We start from the raw sequence: 19,235 nt of genomic DNA, 5'->3' as shown, positions 1-19,235 counted from the left end.
TCTTATTCTATTAATAATGAAGCCAAAGTGACCCGATCATTTTGGCCATAGTCTTGAATAGTTTTTATCTCACTAAAACCATGCTCTGCGAAAATGCCTCGAACAGCTTGCCCTTGATCATAACCATGTTCCAGAGCAATCCAGCCTTTTGGGTTTAACCAGCTCTTACCTTGAGAAATAATAATTTCAATATCAGCCAACCCCTGACGATCTGCAACTAATGCACGGCGTGGTTCTGTAGCCAAAGCTTGCATGTGTTCATCTTCGGGATCAATGTACGGCGGATTAGAAACAATTAAATCAAACTTTTGTGGTTCCAGCGCTTCAAACCAAGCTCCAAGAGCAAATTTCACATGTTGCAAATCATGTGCTTGTGCGTTTTCTTTTGCGACTTCTAAAGTAGGTGCATAAATATCCGTTGCCGTGACTTGCCAATCTGGACGTTCACTCGCTAACGCAAGTGCAATTGCACCTGTCCCTGTTCCCAAATCCACAATATTTGCATTCTTTGGCAAATTCAGATTTAAAACGGTTTCAACTAAAACTTCAGTATCTGGTCGTGGTACTAAAGTATCTGACGTTACTTTTAAATCGAGCGTCCAAAAAGGTTGCGAACCAGTCACGTAAGCTAAAGGCTCACCATTTTGAATACGTTCAATACCAGCCAAGTAGTCTTGCTCTTGTTGGGCTGTTAACTCTTGCTCAAGTCTAAACTTTAATTCAAGCGAATTTATTTTTAGAAAATGCTCAAGTAACCAAGCATTTTCTTGTCGTTCATAACTGTCAGGCTCACCACGAATTGTAAGCGCTTGAGCAATATTCATTAGCCGCCATTTTCCTGTGCAAGCATCGCTAACTGATCTGCCTGATATTCACGGTGTAAGCTATCAAGCAACTCAGTTAAATCGCCTTCCATAATCGCGTCTAACTTATATAAAGTTAAGTTAATACGATGGTCAGTCATACGCCCTTGTGGGTAGTTATAAGTACGGATACGTTCCGAACGGTCACCAGAACCTACTAAATCACGACGCATTTCAGACGTTGCTGCATCAGCCGCTGCACGTTTGGCATTTTCTAAACGCGATACCAAAAGAGCCATCGCTTTAGCTTTGTTTTTATGCTGTGAACGTTCTTCTTGGCACTCAACCACTGTACCCGTTGGGATGTGGGTAATACGCACTGCCGAGTCAGTTTTGTTAATGTGCTGACCACCTGCACCAGATGCACGGTAAGTATCAATACGTAAATCTGCCGGATTAATTTCAACGTTGGTATCGACATCAATTTCAGGCAAGATCGCAACTGTACATGCTGAAGTATGAACGCGCCCTTGTGATTCAGTTGCAGGAACACGTTGCACTCGGTGAGCACCACTTTCAAATTTTAAGCGACCGTAAACGCCATCACCATCTACGCGGCAAATGACTTCTTTAAAACCACCATGCTCGCCTTCATTTTCAGAAAGAACTTCAATACGCCAACCTTGTGTCTCGGCATATTTACTGTACATGCGGAATAAATCACCAGAGAAAATTGCGGCCTCATCACCACCTGTTCCAGCGCGAATTTCTAAATAAGCCGCGTTAGAGTCATTTGGATCTTTTGGAATCATTAAAATATTGAGCTGGCTTTCTAATTCTTCAAGCAATGTTTTATTCGCCTGAATCTCTTCTTCTGCCATATCTTTGAAGTCTGGGTCAGACTTCATCATCTCAGCAGTTTCAATATCTTCTTCTGCTTGACGGTATTTACCCCAAACTTCGGTAATTTCAGATAAATCACTATGTTCACGAGACAATTTACGGAAACGTTTGTTATCGGAGATCACTTCAGCATCTGCAAGCAATGCAGTAAGTTCTTCATGTCGATCACAGAGTTGATCAAGTCGTAAACGGAGTGACGCTTTCATAAGAGGAAATATCTCAAAAGTCCAAAAAGCTTATCGAACGCTATGTAAGTATAGAAGATAAGCAAAATCGTAAAAATAGCGCATAGTTTACAGATTATGGCGCTTAAATGACATATATAATCAGCCAATTCATCAACTTTCATAGTCAGTAGCGATATATCAATACAATGATTTCAGATGAGATTTATCGAGTAATCTAGAATTTTGCTTTTTATTAAGAATAATAAATCAGCTTTTTAAAGCGTCTATGACAAGAGAGACTTTATTTCTAAAGCCTCTCTATCACGGTTATCTTATTTTAATTTCCCTAACAAAGTTTTACCGACAAGAACAGCCGAGGCTGGATTTTGTCCAGTAATAAGCTCACGATCTACTACCACGTTTGGAGTCCAGGCAGTTGTATTACTTTGATATTTACCTCCTATAGACTGTAGAGCCGTTTGCGGATAGAACTTCATTTCACCACCTTTTAACAAAGCTTTTGCTTGCTCTTCTTCTTGATTGCTAATCACCGTCATTCGATAATTTTTATAAATCCATTCACCAGTTTTGACTGTTTTACCTTGTTCTAGTTGGCTAACTACTTCCGAAGCATTAGGTAAAGTTGACATTAAAGCGATAGGACCATGGCAAACCAATGCGGTAGGTTTTCCAGCTTTATGAAAAGCCGTGAGAACTTTGCCAAGTTGTTTATCTTTTAATAAGTCTTGCATGGGCGCATGTCCACCCGGAATATAAATCGCATCAAACTTATCAAACCCAATTTGCTCGATACGAGACAAACTCAAAACTGGAGAATCTTGAGGAGAGGTTAACTTTAGATTATGCAATAAACCTGCATATTGCTTTAACGCTTTTTCATCTTGGTTAAAATACATTGCACTATTTGATGACTCATCTAAAGTCGGAGCTTTACCATGAGGGGTCGCAAAAGTTACTGTGTGGCCTGCATCTAAAAGCATTTTTGTAGGCTGCATCAATTCATTAAGGTAAAAACCTGTTTTAAAAACCTGATTATTCTTTAGCTCTAATTGGGCTTCATCAGACAACACAACCAATACATGAGCTGCATTTGCACTTAACGCTGCTGAAGCGGTAATCATTGCAAACATTATTTTATTTAACATCTTCATTATTCGACCTTCATTCCAAGCATTTGCTGGATTTATAACTGGGATGGATATATTCTATTTTTACCCCAGAGGTAGAAAAACAACTCCATTTACAAATCTTTTTTGCGTTTGAGGACAAAATGTCTCGTCAATTTGACTACCTTGCCGATGTTGAAGTGTTTTTAATTGTAGCTGAGAAGCTTTCTATTAGCGCAGCGGCAATTTATTTGTCCACCACACCCTCCGTTATTAGTAGAACAATTACACGGCTAGAGAAAAAATTAGGGATACAGTTTTTTAGACGAACGACTCGCCATTTAAGCCTGACTGAAGCTGGTCAACTTTATTATGAAAAAATGCAACATGCTTTTCAGTTAATTGACCATGCAGAGCGTGTGATTCAAGGTGAACAACTACAAATTTCTGGAAAGATTAAATTAAGTGTTCCTACAACTTATGGGCATTATCGGTTACCTCCCTTATTAGAAAAATTTCTTTTGCAATATCCGGACATTCAAATTGAAATCAGTATTTCTAATCGAAACGTTGATTTAATTGCTGAAGGATTTGATTTAGCTATTCGTCAAGGACATCTTCCAAATAGCTCTTTTGTAGCTCGACCTTTAGAGCAGGCCCCTTTAAAACTTGTTGCCTCACCCACTTATTTAAAGCGTATGGGTATTCCAAAAACGCTAGAAGAATTAAATCATCATCAATGTATAGCCTTTGAGTTACCAAGTAATGGCAAGGTCACTCCATGGTTTCTTAAAGATATAGATCAGGAAATTCAGTGGATACCAACAAATCGGATTTTAGTAAAAGAAGATATTTTAGGAGTCGTTTCTCTTGCTGAAAATGGACTAGGGATATGCCAGAGTTACGACTTTATCGTTAATGAAAAAATTCAACAAGGAACGCTACAGCCTTTACTTGAGCCATATGCAGGTCACACCCGCCCTTTCTCTTTACTATATGCACAACATAAGCATATGTCTTCCGCCACACGAGCTTTCATTGACTTCTTGTGTTCAACTGACCGTAAATAAACTTAAGAATGTTAAATGAGAATTACTTTTTCTACATGAGTATTAAATATTCTATTTTAATAGAAAACATACAAACCAGACACTAAACTGCAATACTCAAAAGATGGTTCTCCATATTTTAGGAGAAGTGTTTTGTTACATTTGCCGTAACAAAAGATTAGGGGTCCTGCAGTTAAGGACACGGAGTAGAAAATGAAATTAAATGCTTGGTTATGTAGCGCTGTTTTAGCAACTTCTATGGTTACTGTAGCGCATGCTGACAATACAACACATGTAGCAGCTGCTTCTGCTCTAGGTAGTGTCGCTGGTACTGCAATTGGTAAAAGTATGGGCGGTACTTCTGGCGCAACAATTGGTGCTGCTTTAGGTGGTGCTGGTGGTGCAGCTGTTGCAAGTGATCGTCGTCACCGTACAGAATCTGCAATTGGCGGTGGTTTAGGCGGTGGTGCTGGTTATACCGTTGGTAAAAGCATGGGCGGTACAAACGGTGGTTACATCGGTGCTGCTTTAGGCGCGGCAGGTGGTTCTGCTTTAGGTAATAAAATCTCTAAAGACCGTGATGCTGACAGATCGTCTAAGCACTGGAAGAAAAAACACCGTCGTCATCACTAATCAAAGTTGATGAATAGACATTTAAGCACCTTCGGGTGCTTTTTTCTTTTTGATAGATTTTCACGCTACCCTTTTGTATGCACATGATTTATCCACATATTAATACAAACCATACAAACCGACACAAAACACTCGTATCTCCGTTTGGCTTCTCCATAATTATCACGAAATTTTTTATTACATTTACCTCAAGATAAAAATACTGTCCTTTCAGTAAAAAGGACATGGAGTTCCAAGATGAAAATGAATATTTGGTTAGCTAGTGCAGTACTTGCAACGTCTTCTATGGTAACAGTTGCACATGCAGATAATGGTACGCGTGTTGCTGCAACATCTGCTTTAGGTAGTGTAGTTGGTACAGCGATTGGTAAAAGCATTGGTGGTACATCTGGAGCGACAATTGGTGCTGCTTTAGGTGGAGCTGGTGGTGCAGCCGCAGCGAGTGATCGTCGCAATCGTACAGAAGCTGCGATTGGCGGTGCATTAGGTGGTGGTGCTGGTTATACCGTTGGAAAAAATATGGGCGGTACAAATGGTGGTTACATCGGTGCAGCAGTAGGTGCAGCTGGTGGTTCGGCACTCGGTCGTAAAGTAGCTGAAGACCGTAATTACGATGACCGTTACGACCGTGGTCGTTATGATCGTGATGACCGTAGATATTACGATGGTGACCGTCGTTATTATAAAGGTGGTAGCCGTCGCCATGACAATGGCTTACACCGTGGCTGGTATAAAAACCGTTAATTTATATATGAGTCAAAATAGCACCTTCGGGTGCTTTTTTATTGCATGATAAAAATTAATATCGAAAAAAAACGATATACATCGAACTTCATATATCGTAGTATTTCGATATATCCTTATTCGAGAATATCGCATGCGATCACTTCAAGATACCAAGTTTTCAATTTTGGAACTTGCTCCCATTCGTAATGATAAAACTATCGAATTTTCATTACGCCACGCACTAGAATTAGCACAACATGCAGAAAAGCTGGGTTATGAACGTTTCTGGCTTGCAGAGCATCACAACATGGATGGTATCGCAAGTTCAGCTACAGCCGTCTTGCTCGGTTTCATTGCAGCACATACACAGCATATTCGTTTAGGCTCGGGCGGAATTATGCTCCCTAATCATGCCCCTCTCGTTGTTGCAGAACAATTTGGGACACTTGCTACACTTTATCCAAATCGTATTGAACTTGGTTTAGGTCGTGCTCCTGGTACAGACCAACTCACAATGCGAGCTCTACGTCGTGGTCATCAAGAAACAGAAGATCAATTTCCAAGAGATGTTGTCGAAATTTTAAAATATTTCGATGTACCTCAGGCAGGTCAAAAAATTATTGCAACACCTGGGCAAAGCACACATGTTCCTGTTTGGTTACTGGGATCTAGCCTTTTTAGTGCACAACTTGCGGCAAAACTTGGACTTCCGTACTCATTTGCCTCGCATTTCGCACCACGTATGTTAGGCCAAGCGATTCAACTCTATCGAGAGAACTTTGAGCCCTCTGAATATCTAGATAAACCATATGTTTCAATGGGTGTGCCTGTTGTTGTGGCAGACACGGATGAAGAAGCACAATATTTAGCAACCAGCGCATACCAACGCGTACTAGGTTTAATCCGCGGAGAAAGTTTAAAGCTTAAACCACCGGTTGAATCAATGCAGGGATTATGGAATACAGCAGAACAACTGTCTGTCGAAAACTTCTATGCAATGGCGCAAATTGGTTCTGTAGATACAGTTCGCACTGGTTTACAAAAGCTTTTAGCAACATACGATGTTGATGAGTTTATTTTTACATGTGATGTATACGATACAGCTAAACGTTTAGAAAGCTTTACCCAGCTCATGAATGTAAAAACAGAACATTAAAACTCCGTTTCACATTCCCATACTTGAATTGATTTTGAGTATGGGACGACCATCTATCTGAAAAGACTTTACCCCAACTTCCTGCTTGGTTATTTATATTAAAACGATAAAAACATCATGATTTAAAAACCAAAAGGACTTTTGGAAAATGAGTATTAATATTAAAAATAACACTTCAAAATCAGTAACTTTTCAGAATACTTCTCAAGATTTTGAAGGTTTTACTGGACAAGTGATTTCATCAAGTTCAATTAAAGAATTTGACTTTTCACATTCAACTGTCGCAATTATTGGTACTAATCAAGATAGCGTGACGCATCTTGAAAAAATCTGTCAGCAAGCAAAATTTGTGACTGTATTTCAAATCACACCACACTTTATTTTGCCCCACAGTCAAATGGGTACAAATAAGTTAATTACCCATCCACTCATTATCAAAAACCGGAGATTATTTAACAATCGAGTAAAAAGTCTTTTGGCCTTACGTTTTCTTGACACGCAAGTGAGTGAAACGTGGCTTAAACACCTTTTAACCCCCAATATTGCAACCAGCAAAAAAGTGTTTTTTAAATCTGATAGCTATTATGCGGCACTTCAAAAACCTAACTGTAAATTACAAACTTGGCCCATTGTTAAGATTACCCCTACTTCTATTCATAGTATGGACGGTATAGAACACCCCATTGATATCATTATTAGAACCACCGTATAAAAATAAAAAAAGCATGGTTTAAAAACCATGCTTTTTTTTTATTTACTCATATTTTTGCAAATTACCATGATCATCGTAATGCAAAATGATGCGTTGTTTTTTTTGCAAGTCAGTTAACATCTCAGGCGTAACCAAAAATTGGGCGGCTAGTAATTCAACTGAACTATTAGGTGCCTTAACTCGTCGATCCTCGCCACTAAATCTAATCCAGTTATAGCTCGCCCACAAAATTAAAATGAGCGCACTAATTCCGATGAGCAATGCTAAATGTAGTAAGGTCTTAACTTCTGATATATGGTCAACCCAGACGTAGTCATAAATTAAATGCCCTTCAAACACCCATAAAAACAATGAAACCAACGGAAATAGCAACCACATTAAACAGAACCAACCAACTGTTTGTAATGTATAGTTTGCCGTTTTATTTTTGACATATTCTGGCTGGTCAATATATTCAGGAATATCTAGCGCTTCGATATTCTTATTTTCCTCAGGTTTCATGGGTTATCTCCACGGAAGCCTCGGTCTGGACTTACCCAGCGAGCACGTTTTTTAGTGTTAAATAAAGTTTTTGGTACCGCCACAACACTTGTAAACAAAGTCAGTAACCAGAAAAATAACGGATACCAAATGACCCAAAAGTAATTTCTAAAGAAACGCCCTCGGTCATAGCGCTGGTCAATCCACAAACTCACTAAAAACTGAATTAAACATGTTCCGCCGAGTATTACACCGTACCACTGTGGCATAAGCGTTTTGATTTGCCATTGTTGAGGCAGTTCAATAAATAATCCCACAAAAAATAGCGTGAAGATCATAATCATGACATAAGACCAGATAATACTGACTAGCGCCTCAATCATGACAGGCCACATTCTGCGAACACGCAGTTTGAACATTTGTGGAATATATTCTATAAGAACCTCTACCCCACCTTGTGCCCAGCGAAGACGTTGTTTCCATAACCCTTTAAATGTCTCAGGCATATAGATATAGCAAAGCGCTTGCGGAATATACTGAATATCCCAATGGTCGAGCTGTAGCTTCCATGAAATATCAATATCTTCGGTAATTTTATCGTCTGACCAAAATCCCACTCGAACAAGTGCTGTTTTACGAAATGCTGCAATCACACCTGATACTGTAAAAATACGACCATATGTACGCTGTGCACGTTTGATCAAACCAATAATCGAAGAAAATTCACCTACCTGTAATTTACCTAAAATACTAGATCGGTTTAAAATTCTTGGATTCCCCGTTACGGCACCAATTCGCGGGAAATTAATAAAGGGTTGCATTAACCAAAGTACGGCATGCGGATGTAGTAATGCATCGCCATCAATACAAACCAGATATTCGTATTTACTCACCAATACTCCCGATCTTAAAGCTACGGCCTTACCCTGATTTTCTGCCAAATGCACAACCCGAAGTCGTGAATCTTGCGCTGACAATTCATCGAGAATTTCAGCTGTTCTGTCACTACTTCCATCATTGACGGCGATCACTTCAAAATTAGGATATTGGGTTTGTAGCACATAACGAATTGTTTGGCGTACTTGCGCTTCTTCGTTAAAACACGGAATGATGATACTGCATCCTTCGCCTGTAGGTTCAGGAAGCGCTTGTTCACGGTATTCTCTTTTAAAGAAGAACCAGAGTCCGCCTACCATCCATGTCCATGCCATCAGTAAGGGATATAAAAAGGCAAAAGCAAACAGAATATCGAGCAATACTCTCATTACTTTTTCCCCTCTACCAATCCAGCAAAAGGCTGATACATCACAGGGCTAGCATTCAAACTAATCGGATTATATAAATATTGATGAACATCTTTTGATTTTTCAAAATCATAGCCATCAATACCAAATTTCTGAATGCCTATCCGCTGAATAGCAAAGAGGGCTTGCTGCACTTCAGTCCAAGCAGTTTTTTGCGATTTTTCTGGTAACGCTAAAGTCAGCATTAATCTTTGCTTATCATTTTCATCAAGTGTATTTAAAAGCATTAATAACTGATTAAATTGCTTTTTCTTGCCAATCACATCGAACTTTAAATTGACTAAATCATGTTGCAATAAAAGCGTTTTTATAAGCTCAGGTAGATTTTCGATATGATCTAAATCAGGTGTAAGCAATAAACTAAACTGTGCCTGATTACTCATATTTAAATAAGGTTTAACTGCTTTTTTAGTCAGCTGGGCAAGTTGTGCGAGCTGTTTAGATTGTTCAATGCAACTATTTTCCTGAACTGTGATTTTTTGCATTGCGCAATTTAAAGATGTTCCCGCATTAAGTTGAACACCACTTAAATTACTGTTAAAGCGTGCTATATCCTTAGCCAAATCTACAGTTAAAAATGGTTTATCTTTTTGCGGATAAGCTGGTAATTCTAATATTACCGATTGACCCGCACGAGTTTGAGCCTGCCATAAACTACGGTTTAAAATATCTTGTTGGACAGACATTTTATTTGTAGGGAAATAAGCAACATCATATTGCCCATCCCCATCTTTATCATCTAAAGGCTTTAAGATTAAAGCATTGTTTCTTAAGCTATATAATTTTGATAATAACTGCCCTAATTTTTCATCGGTCTGAGCATTTTGTTGAGCTGCTAACTCCTTTAAATCCATACTTACAAAGTGACGAGGTTGCTTAAATAAATCTGACTCTTCAAAATTCAGAATATTTATCATGCCTTCTGTCAGTTGTTCGTCCGTAGGATTATTAATGACCAAGCTGCGGTTAAAAGTTGAGTCACTTACGCGATTCATGCCATCACGTCCCAGACTGAACGAAAATTGAAAACCTGCCTGTTGTGCTAGTTTTTCTAATTGCTCATTTACCGCGCCATATGGCCAAATAATTGCTTTAGGATTAACACCTATTTCTTTTTTTAAAACTGCATAAGATTTTTTTAAATCCTGCAAAATACGTTGTTGATATTCTGCATCGGTTTCATAACGTGATTGCGATTTTAAATAGGCATAAGAAGTCGCAGCAGGTTGCTCATTGCCTTGAGGATTGGCTAATACACCATGATGTAAATCATCGCTATGGCTTGCAAACTCTGCTAAACCAGAGGCTTGCATTTCACGAACTTGAGCCCAGTTCACCAAATTACCTTGGCCATAAGCTTCATAACCTGCTTGAGTATTGCCATTTAACCAACTGGTTGGAAGAGCAAAAACTGCTGGAATCTGATATTGCTTAAGTAAAGGAAATACTCGGCTGTAACTACTCAAAGCACCATCATCGAAGGTGAGTAGAATAGAGTTATGAGGTAATTCTTTACCTTGTTTACGCGCCTCTTCAATGTCTTTTAAGCGAATTGGTTTCCAGTCAGACTGACTGAGCCAATCAAGAAACTGCGCCAGATTATTGGTCTGAATTGCATAAACATCACGGTCACCTTCCTTAAGTACGTCATCTCGGACATCATGAAAAGTTAAAGAAACCGTATGATTTTTTGGTAGTTCAGTTTCAACATGGGCATAGGAAAATTGTACGGGTAATAATGTTGAAGCAAACACGCAACTCAACATTTTTGACATCATATTATTCATTAAAAACGCCCTTCAAATCCGAAAATACCGTAGGTATGTTGTTCATCATGACCATCGTATGGATGATATTGCCAACCAATTCCATAATTAAGTTGCCAAGTCCGTGAGAGCTGCCATTGATGTTGATATTGCAAAGAGTATGTTGGTCGAGCTGAGTAATCTGCTTGTTTATAAAGCCCGACTCCAGCTTCAAAATGCTGTTTAAATGAGCGTTCATATTCTCGCCAAGTAACCCAGTCATGGCTTAAATTCAACTCAGCGCTGTAATGATTGCTTGGGCTAAAGTAAGCGGTCTGATCTTGGCTATTGCTGCCATAAAACCCACGCACCGTTCCATAGGTAATATGATGAGGTGCATCAAATAATCGCTCGCGCCAAAAAGTAGAAAACTCTTGTTGTTTATTACCGTCACTTATATCGGTTAAGCCATAACTTGCCCCAATTTGACGTGACTCATCTTTTTGCCATGTCAGAGCAGCACGGTAAGCTTGTCCATCCTCACCAGCATCAATTGCCTGTAATGGAATATTAGCTTGGCTGTCATATTGCAATTGATATTGCCAATGGTCGTTTAACCATTGCGACCAATCAAGACGAACACCGGCTTGTCCACCATCTGTACTTTGCGACAAGATTGCTGACAATGCCTTACGGTTTGCTTGCCACTCAGCGCCGACCCCATAACGTTGGTCATGCACATCCCCAAAACGGTATTCTCCGTAACGATCTTGATGCCAAGCAAATAGACGATAATTATCTTTAATCCACGGGCTATTAATGCGAGTTTCCATTTCGCGGTCTTTCAAACCATTTTGCCCACTCACAGAATCACTGTTCTCTGCTTTACTTTGGCCCCAAGTTGTTGAGTGCGAGATCGTTGCTCTATCACGATCATCCAACTCTTTTCGACTTTTAACTACCCCACTATCTTCAGGATAATATTGCAAAAGACTTTCTGTGCTTTTGCGCCACTCAGGAATATTCCCTAATGCCTGAGCATTTTGCATTTGGTTAATACGCGTATCTTTAGCAACTGGTGTTAAGCCATTTAAACGATCAATTATTTGCTTCGCCTGTAATGGCTTATCTCTCCAGCGCTCAATACGAGCAAGGTTATTAATTAAACCTTCATTAGCAGGTGCAAGATTTACTTGTTTCTGAAAGTGTTTTTCTGATTGATCCAAATGATTTGCATAAGCTAAATGCATACCTTGTAAAGCAATATAATCATCACGATCAGGATGGCTTGATTTATCTACGCCTTTCGCTTGACTATATTTATACGTAGGAATCAACCGATCAACGTCACTCAAAAGTTGTTCAGCTTGTTTATATTTTTCTTGTTCAATATAAGAATAATAAAGCCCCGTATATACCGTCATATCTGAGTAGTTTTTTTCGGTAAGCAGGGTTTTAAAAGCAAATTCAGCTTGCTGCGGTTGTCTTTCAGCTAAATAACTATCAGCAATCGCATGACGCACATAAGCCGGTAGTTTTTCTAAAGGCACATTTAATTTAGCGAACTCATCTAATACTGTACGGCTACGTCCACGAAAGTCCAAAGCATACAAATAGTCATAATGAAATCTTAAATAATTAGGGTCTGAAGATTGAATCAAAGGCTGTATTTGTTCACCTTGCTTCAATACCTCATCTAACTCTGCAAAACCTTCACTATCCGATAAACCTTCTCGATTGAGATATTTATAGCGAGTAATTGCATTATTTACGCGTTGAGAAAACTCACTGACCTTTAACCAATGCTGAAGCGATTCAGTTTGTACATTTTTATCACTGGCAAGCAATAACTGCTGAGCTTTTTTATAAGCGCCTACAGCGGCTAAGTCGTAAGTATATTCTTGCAAAACTGCAAAAGACTTTGGTTGTTGCTGATAAGCTTGCTCAATTGCAGATAAAGCATCTACAGGTGAATTGATGAGTCGATACGCATAGGCAACTTGAACAAGTTGATCTGCTGTAAGTTTTTTACTTTTAATATTTTTTAAGTGTAGTTTTGCATTTACAGTATCTTGAGCCTCGGCATATAAAACTGCTAACAAAATTTGCCCATCAGGCGTTTTTTGAATATTAAATTTGTTTGACCATTCAATCGCATTTTTAAAGTGTTTAAAATCACGGAAATTACGTATTAATGGGAATTGCCCATATTCTGGAAAATTCACATAATTAATATTTGCTAAATGTTGAGAAAAAGTCATTAGATCTTTTTTCTCACTTGCCATTACAACTAAATAATCGGCTAGCAACTTTTGGTCATGCGGGTACTTATTTAGCAATTGTTCTAGTTGCAATATTGCTTGTTGAGTTTGTCCAGTTTTGTAAATATGAATAGCTTGCTCTCGCAATTCATCCACTTGAGCGGCATATAAATTAAGTGGCAAGATATATACCAATGAAAAAACACATTTTCTTAGCATTTTGATAATCGGATAGTCCCATATCGAGGTGGGAAAGTATAATTAAAATCAAAACACAATCACATAACACTAAAAAAGTGTGATCTATTTAACATTTTTTGAATTATGGATTTTTTATGGATGCTTTCTAAAAATATTTAGAAAAAATAAATAATTACTATTTTGTAGCGCTATAAAAAACATACATTTCTTTTCAATAATATTGTTTAAATTTACGAATGAGTTTCAAAACGACTACGGGCTTATAACCAATAAAAACCATTTAATAATATTTGGTTTTATATATAAAACTTTTATTTTTTACTATGATAGATATTAAAAAACCATTCAACTTATCTATAAATTAATATAAAAAATTGAATGGTTAAACTAAGCACTTGATTAAATTAACCAATACGACGTTTTAATCCCGTCATTTGTAAAATACGTGTTGAAATCTCTTCAATTGACATTTCGGTCACGTTTAAATATTTAATACCTTCTGAAATATAAATCCCTTCAATTGCTCTAAGCTCCATTTGGCATTGGCTAAAACTCGCATAACGGCTATTCGCTTTACGCTCACTACGAATCGCAACTAAACGTTCAGCATCGATCATTAAACCAAATAGCTTACTACGATGAGCTCTTAATACTGCTGGTAAACGGTTGTCGTCCAAATCTTCTTCAGTTAATGGGTAGTTTGCAACACGAATCCCGAATTGAAGAGATAAGTAAATAGAAGTCGGCGTTTTACCCGAGCGGGAAACTCCAATTAAGATTAAATCCGCTTTATCATAATGACGAGTACGTGCCCCATCATCATTATCAAGCGCAAAATGAACAGCATCAATACGGGCTTTATAGTATTCAGAATCGGTTACCGCATGGGTCTGCCCGACCAATGTTGTTGGTGGTGTCCCAAGCTCTTGCTCAAGTTTACTAATTAAGCCTTCAAATACATCCAGATTAACCGCTTTAGCCGTATTAATAATCTCTCGTACATGCGGATCGACTAAAGTATCAAATACTAAAGGGAGACAACCGTCTTTGGTTTGACATCGATTAATCTCAACCACCACATCCATTGCCGCCTCTTCAGTGGTAATATACGGCATGATATGGATATCAAAATCTACATTGGGAAATTGAGCTAATAACGAATGTCCAAGGGTCTCGGCAGTAATTGCAGTTCCATCAGAAATAAAAAAAACACTCCGCTTAAACTGTTTACTTTCTGACATTAAAATTCTCCTTAAACATTTGTCTTAGTGCTATATAATCTTTATAGTAAACTGATCTTACATGACTGTCGCTTAGTATAATTCTCAACTAAGCACTTTATTTTTATAATTTCATGCCAAGATAGACATTAATACTGCAAAAGTGGAGTGAAAACTTTGGAAGCGCGCGTAATCGGTCTAGAAAAATTAGGGAAACACGATGTCGAACTCGTAGGTGGGAAAAACTCATCTTTGGGTGAAATGATCAGCCATTTATCAAATGCTGGTGTATCGGTACCTGGTGGCTTTGCAACTACTGCTGCTGCCTATCGTGAGTTCTTAGACCAAAGTGGTCTTAACGCTCGAATTCAAGCAGAACTTGCTCAACTCAACGTTGATGACGTAAATGCTCTTGCAGAAACAGGCGCTAAAATTCGTCAATGGATTGTAGAGACTCCACTCACTGCAACCTTAGAACAAGAAATTCGCGCCGCTTTTACAGCACTTTCTAACGGCAATCCTGATATAGCGGTTGCCGTTCGTTCATCTGCAACTGCTGAAGATTTACCAGATGCATCTTTCGCGGGTCAACAAGAAACTTTCTTGAATATTCGCGGTATTGATAACGTACTTATTGCGATCAAAGAAGTATTCGCTTCTTTATATAATGACCGTGCAATTTCTTACCGTGTACACCAAGGCTTCGATCATGACGTTGTGGCATTGTCTGCTGGTGTACAACGCATGGTTCGTTCTGAAACTGGCGCTGCGGGTGTAATGTTTACACTTGATACAGAATCTGGTTTCCGTGATGTTGTATTTATCACAGCATCTTACGGTTTAGGTGAAATGGTTGTACAAGGTGCGGTTAACCCTGATGAGTTTTACTTATCTAAGCCATTATTAAATGCTGGTAAACATTCTGTTTTACGCCGTAATCTTGGCTCTAAACACCAAAAAATGATTTATGGTGAAGAAGGTTCTGCGGGTAAATCTGTTGTTGTTGTTGACGTTGAAAAACAAGAGCGCCAACAATTCGCTTTAAATGACCATGAACTACAAGAGCTTGCAAAACAAGCACTTATCATCGAAAAACATTACGGTGCGCCAATGGACATCGAATGGGCAAAAGACGGTGATGATGGTCAAATTTATATTGTTCAAGCTCGTCCTGAAACTGTAAAAAGCCGCCAAAATGTAGGCACTATGGAACGCTACCTTCTCAAACAAAGAGGTACTGTTCTTTGTGAAGGCCGTTCAATTGGTCAACGTATTGGTTCTGGTAAAGTCCGTATTGTTAACTCAATTAAAGAAATGGACAAAGTTCAAGAAGGTGACGTTCTTGTATCTGACATGACCGATCCTGACTGGGAACCGGTAATGAAACGTGCTGCTGCAATTATCACTAACCGTGGTGGTCGTACATGTCACGCAGCAATTATTGCACGTGAACTTGGTGTACCTGCTATTGTTGGTTGCGGTAACGCAACAGAAGTATTAACTGACGGTCAAGAAGTAACTGTTTCTTGTGCTGAAGGTGATACAGGTTTCATTTACGAAGGTGCATTAGATTTCGAAGTTCAACGCAACTCAATTGAATCTATGCCTAAACTTTCGTTCAAAATTATGATGAACGTAGGTAACCCTGACCGTGCATTTGACTTTGCTCAAATTCCAAACGAAGGTATTGGTCTTGCTCGTCTTGAGTTCATTATTAACCGTATGATCGGTGTGCATCCTAAAGCCTTACTCAACATTGACAGCCTACCTCGTGAAACTCGCGCTGCGGTTCTAACGCGTACTGCAGGTTATGCGTCACCTGTAGACTTCTATGTTGAAAAATTGGTTGAAGGTATTGCAACTCTTGCTGCTGCATTTGGTGACAAGCCAGTGATCGTTCGTATGTCTGACTTCAAGTCAAATGAATATGCAAACTTAATTGGCGGTAAGTTATACGAGCCTGAAGAAGAAAACCCGATGCTCGGTTTCCGTGGTGCTAGCCGTTATGTATCTGATAACTTCCGTGATTGTTTCGAATTAGAATGCCGTGCACTTAAGAAAGTTCGTGATGAAATGGGTCTTACCAACATTCAAATCATGATTCCTTTTGTACGTACAGTATCTGAAGCAAAACGCGTTATTGAATTACTTGCACAAAATGGCTTGAAACGTGGCGAGAATGGCTTAAAAGTAATCATGATGTGTGAATTACCAACTAATGCCTTGTTGGCCGAACAATTCCTTGAACACTTCGATGGCTTCTCTATCGGTTCTAATGACTTAACTCAGTTAACATTAGGTCTTGACCGTGACTCAGGTATTGTTTCACATTTATTTGATGAACGTGACGCAGCGGTTAAAGCACTTCTTTCAATGGCAATCCATGCCTGCCGTAAAGCAGGTAAATACGTAGGTATCTGTGGTCAGGGTCCTTCAGACCATCCAGATCTTGCAAAATGGTTAATGGAACAAGGTATTGAATCTGTGTCTCTTAACCCAGACTCAGTTTTAGATACATGGTTCTTCCTTGCTGAAGAAAAAATCAAGCAAATCTAATAAGTTATAAAAAAAGGCCCATCCGTGGGTCTTTTTTCATCTTTAGAATAGAGAATTTTTATTTATGCAAATTTACTTGGCACGTAATAATCAACAAGCTGGGCCTTATACTTTAGAACAAGTAAATCAAATGTTGGCAAGCCAACAAATTTTGTTAACTGATTTAGCTTGGCATGAAGGCATGACAGAATGGAAAGCTTTAGGAGAATTAACCCAAGGTAAACTTGTATATCAACCTATTGGTTATTCTGTACCTCCAATAAACACGAATACTTCACCTAATGAAACTATTCGTCAAATTCGTGTAGAACCTAAAGTTCATGAACTTGCGTCTATCCCAGCTCGGGCTTTAGCGAAAATTATTGATTTATTGCTATGGTTACCAATCGCTGCAATTCCTTCTTTTTTCTTTAATGAAGCTCAATATAAGCAATTATTCGAATTGCAAAAACAAATGCAATCTGCAGAAGTTGCATCAACTAAGGCTGCAGAATTGCAACAGCAACTTTTTACTTTAATTCCGATAGAAGCTTGGCATTCAATGCTTGTTTATGTCGTAATTATGCTTGCAATTCAAGCCATCCTTTTAACAAAGTTTGGGCAAAGTATAGGTAAGAAAATCGTTGGAATTAAAATTGTAGATGCTGAGGACAATAGCAAGGTTAATCTAACTCGTATCTTCTTATTAAGAAGTATTGTTTTTATTATATTAAACTTACTGTTTATGCCGATCAGTACAATTATTGACTACGCTTTTGCATTAGGACAAAAGCGACAAGCTTTACATGACAAAATTGCAAGAACAAAAGTGATCAAATGATAGTGAATGACTCATTCATTTAAAGTCTAAAAAAAGAGGAGGCACCCCGCCTCCTTTTTTCTATAGAGAGTTGATATTTAAATAAAAGCTCTTTTGAAATTAGATACCCTACAAAAAAAATCGGGTTTTAAAACAATTATTTCAGCCTACTTTATGTATAGCTTAGTTTGTCGATATGAGGCATAATGCCCTACAACGTAGCGGTGTCATATAATTGAGAAGTCTAAATTTTAGAATTAGCGTTCTCAATCATGCGACACTTTAATCGCTATCCCATATTTAATTAGGGAATGGGACTCTTCACCGAGGTTGTAAAATGAGACAAACGATTTTAGCTGTATTGTCTTTATCAACGCTTGCCGCACTTTTGACTGGGTGTGGTGGTGATATGGTACTTCTAAACTCTAAAGGTCCAGTTGGTCAAGGTCAAAGTGACCTTATGATGACTGCGATCTATTTAATGTTACTTGTGGTGATTCCTTCAATCATCATGGCATTATGGTTTGGTTGGAAATATCGCGCGTCAAATAAAGATGCAGACTATAAACCTACATGGGCACACTCAACTGCAATTGAAGTTGTAGTATGGGGTATCCCTGTCATTATTATTGGTATTTTAGCTTGGTTAACTTGGTGGGGTTCCCACAAGTATGACCCATACCGTCCTTTAGAATCAGATAAAGCACCTTTGACTATTCAAGTTGTTGCTGAACAGTTTAAGTGGATCTTTATTTATCCTGAACAAAACATTGCAACAGTTAACGAAGTACGTTTCCCTGAAAAAACTCCGTTAAGCTTTAAAATCACTTCTAACTTTACAATGAACTCATTCTTCATTCCACAGTTAGGCGGCCAGATTTATGCAATGGCAGGTATGCAAACTCACCTTCATTTGTTAGCAAATGAAACTGGTGTATATCGTGGTTTCTCTTCTAACTACTCAGGTTACGGTTTCTCTCAAATGCGTTTCAAGGCGCATAGCGTTACAGAGCAACAATTCAATGAATGGGTAGCAGCGGTTAAAGCAGGTAATGGTTCAACCATTAACCCAGAAGCAGTTCAAAAAACTACGCTTGACCAAGCTGAATTGGCAACCTTACGTGATGGTGACCGTTCTAAGCATCAGATTGAGCATTTAGTAAATCGTGCTAAAGCTGCTGGTGATCAAGAAGCGCTTGCTAAAGCTGAAGCTATGAAACCGTTCCCGACTAAGCCACACCCTGTGACTTATTACTCTTCAGTTGAACCAAAATTGTTTGAAACAATTATCAACCACTATATGAGTAACTATCATGGTGTTGACCACTCTGCTGAACACGCAACAGCTGACACTCATGCTGCAGCTGAACACGCTGCTCAAGGGGAATAAGAC

At 38.6% G+C, this 19,235-nt stretch carries 16 protein-coding genes; 8 read left to right on the top strand and 8 right to left on the bottom strand.

Annotated elements, in window-relative coordinates; genetic code table 11:
* Positions 1–2: 2 nt before the first annotated feature.
* From prmC to F931_RS06390, 3 genes are all read right to left on the bottom strand, one after another.
* Complete coding sequence (gene prmC, locus F931_RS06400; protein WP_016140577.1) at positions 3–824, bottom strand: peptide chain release factor N(5)-glutamine methyltransferase; 822 nt, start codon at positions 822–824, stop codon at positions 3–5.
* On the bottom strand, positions 824–1,912 hold the full coding sequence (prfA, locus tag F931_RS06395; RefSeq protein WP_002119588.1) for a peptide chain release factor 1: 1,089 nt from the start codon (positions 1,910–1,912) through the stop codon (positions 824–826). The genes prmC and prfA overlap by 1 nt, the downstream gene beginning before the upstream one ends.
* Before the next feature lie 293 nt (positions 1,913–2,205).
* On the bottom strand, positions 2,206–3,045 hold the full coding sequence (locus F931_RS06390) for a type 1 glutamine amidotransferase domain-containing protein (protein WP_016140576.1): 840 nt from the start codon (positions 3,043–3,045) through the stop codon (positions 2,206–2,208).
* A gap of 119 nt (positions 3,046–3,164) precedes the next feature.
* On the opposite strand from F931_RS06390, the gene F931_RS06385 reads away from it, so the two are divergent.
* The 5 genes from F931_RS06385 to F931_RS06365 all read left to right on the top strand — a co-directional run bounded on the left by F931_RS06385 (position 3,165) and on the right by F931_RS06365 (position 7,276).
* Positions 3,165–4,070, top strand: a complete 906-nt coding sequence (locus F931_RS06385; RefSeq protein ID WP_016140575.1) for a LysR family transcriptional regulator — start codon at positions 3,165–3,167, stop codon at positions 4,068–4,070.
* A 192-nt stretch (positions 4,071–4,262) separates the two neighbouring features.
* Positions 4,263–4,682: a glycine zipper domain-containing protein gene (locus tag F931_RS06380; protein WP_016140574.1), complete on the top strand. Its 420-nt coding sequence runs from the start codon at positions 4,263–4,265 to the stop codon at positions 4,680–4,682.
* Positions 4,683–4,919: 237 nt separating this feature from the next.
* The gene (locus F931_RS06375) at positions 4,920–5,426 is read left to right on the top strand and encodes a hypothetical protein (protein WP_016140573.1); all 507 of its coding nucleotides are present in this window, start codon (positions 4,920–4,922) and stop codon (positions 5,424–5,426) included.
* Positions 5,427–5,559: 133 nt separating this feature from the next.
* Positions 5,560–6,564: an LLM class flavin-dependent oxidoreductase gene (gene yhbW, locus F931_RS06370; protein WP_016140572.1), complete on the top strand. Its 1,005-nt coding sequence runs from the start codon at positions 5,560–5,562 to the stop codon at positions 6,562–6,564.
* Between the two features lie 148 nt (positions 6,565–6,712).
* Positions 6,713–7,276, top strand: a complete 564-nt coding sequence (locus F931_RS06365) for an NAD(P)/FAD-dependent oxidoreductase (RefSeq protein WP_016140571.1) — start codon at positions 6,713–6,715, stop codon at positions 7,274–7,276.
* Between the two features lie 42 nt (positions 7,277–7,318).
* Here F931_RS06365 and pgaD read toward each other — a convergent pair whose 3' ends face one another.
* The 5 genes from pgaD to F931_RS06340 all read right to left on the bottom strand — a co-directional run bounded on the left by pgaD (position 7,319) and on the right by F931_RS06340 (position 14,508).
* On the bottom strand, positions 7,319–7,777 hold the full coding sequence (pgaD, locus tag F931_RS06360) for a poly-beta-1,6-N-acetyl-D-glucosamine biosynthesis protein PgaD (RefSeq protein ID WP_016140570.1): 459 nt from the start codon (positions 7,775–7,777) through the stop codon (positions 7,319–7,321).
* Complete coding sequence (gene pgaC / locus F931_RS06355; protein WP_016140569.1) at positions 7,774–9,021, bottom strand: poly-beta-1,6-N-acetyl-D-glucosamine synthase; 1,248 nt, start codon at positions 9,019–9,021, stop codon at positions 7,774–7,776. The genes pgaD and pgaC overlap by 4 nt, the downstream gene beginning before the upstream one ends.
* The gene (pgaB, locus tag F931_RS06350; RefSeq protein ID WP_016140568.1) at positions 9,021–10,847 is read right to left on the bottom strand and encodes a poly-beta-1,6-N-acetyl-D-glucosamine N-deacetylase PgaB; all 1,827 of its coding nucleotides are present in this window, start codon (positions 10,845–10,847) and stop codon (positions 9,021–9,023) included. The genes pgaC and pgaB overlap by 1 nt, the downstream gene beginning before the upstream one ends.
* A complete protein-coding gene (gene pgaA / locus F931_RS06345) occupies positions 10,847–13,285 on the bottom strand; it encodes a poly-beta-1,6 N-acetyl-D-glucosamine export porin PgaA (protein ID WP_016140567.1) in 2,439 nt (812 codons plus the stop codon). The genes pgaB and pgaA overlap by 1 nt, the downstream gene beginning before the upstream one ends.
* A gap of 386 nt (positions 13,286–13,671) precedes the next feature.
* A complete protein-coding gene (locus F931_RS06340; RefSeq protein WP_002119749.1) occupies positions 13,672–14,508 on the bottom strand; it encodes a posphoenolpyruvate synthetase regulatory kinase/phosphorylase PpsR in 837 nt (278 codons plus the stop codon).
* Between the two features lie 147 nt (positions 14,509–14,655).
* Between F931_RS06340 and ppsA the strand changes: the two genes are divergently transcribed.
* The 3 genes from ppsA to cyoA all read left to right on the top strand — a co-directional run bounded on the left by ppsA (position 14,656) and on the right by cyoA (position 19,232).
* Positions 14,656–17,043: a phosphoenolpyruvate synthase gene (gene ppsA / locus F931_RS06335; protein WP_171067911.1), complete on the top strand. Its 2,388-nt coding sequence runs from the start codon at positions 14,656–14,658 to the stop codon at positions 17,041–17,043.
* A gap of 64 nt (positions 17,044–17,107) precedes the next feature.
* Complete coding sequence (locus F931_RS06330) at positions 17,108–17,863, top strand: RDD family protein (RefSeq protein WP_016140565.1); 756 nt, start codon at positions 17,108–17,110, stop codon at positions 17,861–17,863.
* Positions 17,864–18,179: 316 nt separating this feature from the next.
* On the top strand, positions 18,180–19,232 hold the full coding sequence (cyoA, locus tag F931_RS06325; RefSeq protein WP_016140564.1) for a ubiquinol oxidase subunit II: 1,053 nt from the start codon (positions 18,180–18,182) through the stop codon (positions 19,230–19,232).
* Positions 19,233–19,235 lie beyond the last annotated feature (3 nt).

The organism is Acinetobacter pittii ANC 4050 (genome assembly GCF_000399685.1).
Classification (GTDB): domain Bacteria; phylum Pseudomonadota; class Gammaproteobacteria; order Pseudomonadales; family Moraxellaceae; genus Acinetobacter; species Acinetobacter pittii_E.
Note: the sequence above shows the minus strand (reverse complement) of the source record. Positions and strands in the feature narration are given on the sequence as shown.

Excerpts from the sequence above, each read along its gene's own strand:
- pgaC (WP_016140569.1), bottom strand. The coding sequence starts at position 9,021 with ATGAGAGTATTGCTCGATATTCTGTTTGCTTTTGCCTTTTTATATCCC.
- cyoA (WP_016140564.1), top strand. The coding sequence starts at position 18,180 with ATGAGACAAACGATTTTAGCTGTATTGTCTTTATCAACGCTTGCCGCA.
- pgaA (WP_016140567.1), bottom strand. The coding sequence starts at position 13,285 with ATGCTAAGAAAATGTGTTTTTTCATTGGTATATATCTTGCCACTTAAT.
- F931_RS06385 (WP_016140575.1), top strand. The coding sequence starts at position 3,165 with ATGTCTCGTCAATTTGACTACCTTGCCGATGTTGAAGTGTTTTTAATT.
- F931_RS06340 (WP_002119749.1), bottom strand. The coding sequence starts at position 14,508 with ATGTCAGAAAGTAAACAGTTTAAGCGGAGTGTTTTTTTTATTTCTGAT.
- yhbW (WP_016140572.1), top strand. The coding sequence starts at position 5,560 with ATGCGATCACTTCAAGATACCAAGTTTTCAATTTTGGAACTTGCTCCC.
- F931_RS06365 (WP_016140571.1), top strand. The coding sequence starts at position 6,713 with ATGAGTATTAATATTAAAAATAACACTTCAAAATCAGTAACTTTTCAG.
- F931_RS06380 (WP_016140574.1), top strand. The coding sequence starts at position 4,263 with ATGAAATTAAATGCTTGGTTATGTAGCGCTGTTTTAGCAACTTCTATG.
- F931_RS06330 (WP_016140565.1), top strand. The coding sequence starts at position 17,108 with ATGCAAATTTACTTGGCACGTAATAATCAACAAGCTGGGCCTTATACT.
- F931_RS06375 (WP_016140573.1), top strand. The coding sequence starts at position 4,920 with ATGAAAATGAATATTTGGTTAGCTAGTGCAGTACTTGCAACGTCTTCT.
- pgaB (WP_016140568.1), bottom strand. The coding sequence starts at position 10,847 with ATGAATAATATGATGTCAAAAATGTTGAGTTGCGTGTTTGCTTCAACA.
- prmC (WP_016140577.1), bottom strand. The coding sequence starts at position 824 with ATGAATATTGCTCAAGCGCTTACAATTCGTGGTGAGCCTGACAGTTAT.
- pgaD (WP_016140570.1), bottom strand. The coding sequence starts at position 7,777 with ATGAAACCTGAGGAAAATAAGAATATCGAAGCGCTAGATATTCCTGAA.
- F931_RS06390 (WP_016140576.1), bottom strand. The coding sequence starts at position 3,045 with ATGAAGATGTTAAATAAAATAATGTTTGCAATGATTACCGCTTCAGCA.
- prfA (WP_002119588.1), bottom strand. The coding sequence starts at position 1,912 with ATGAAAGCGTCACTCCGTTTACGACTTGATCAACTCTGTGATCGACAT.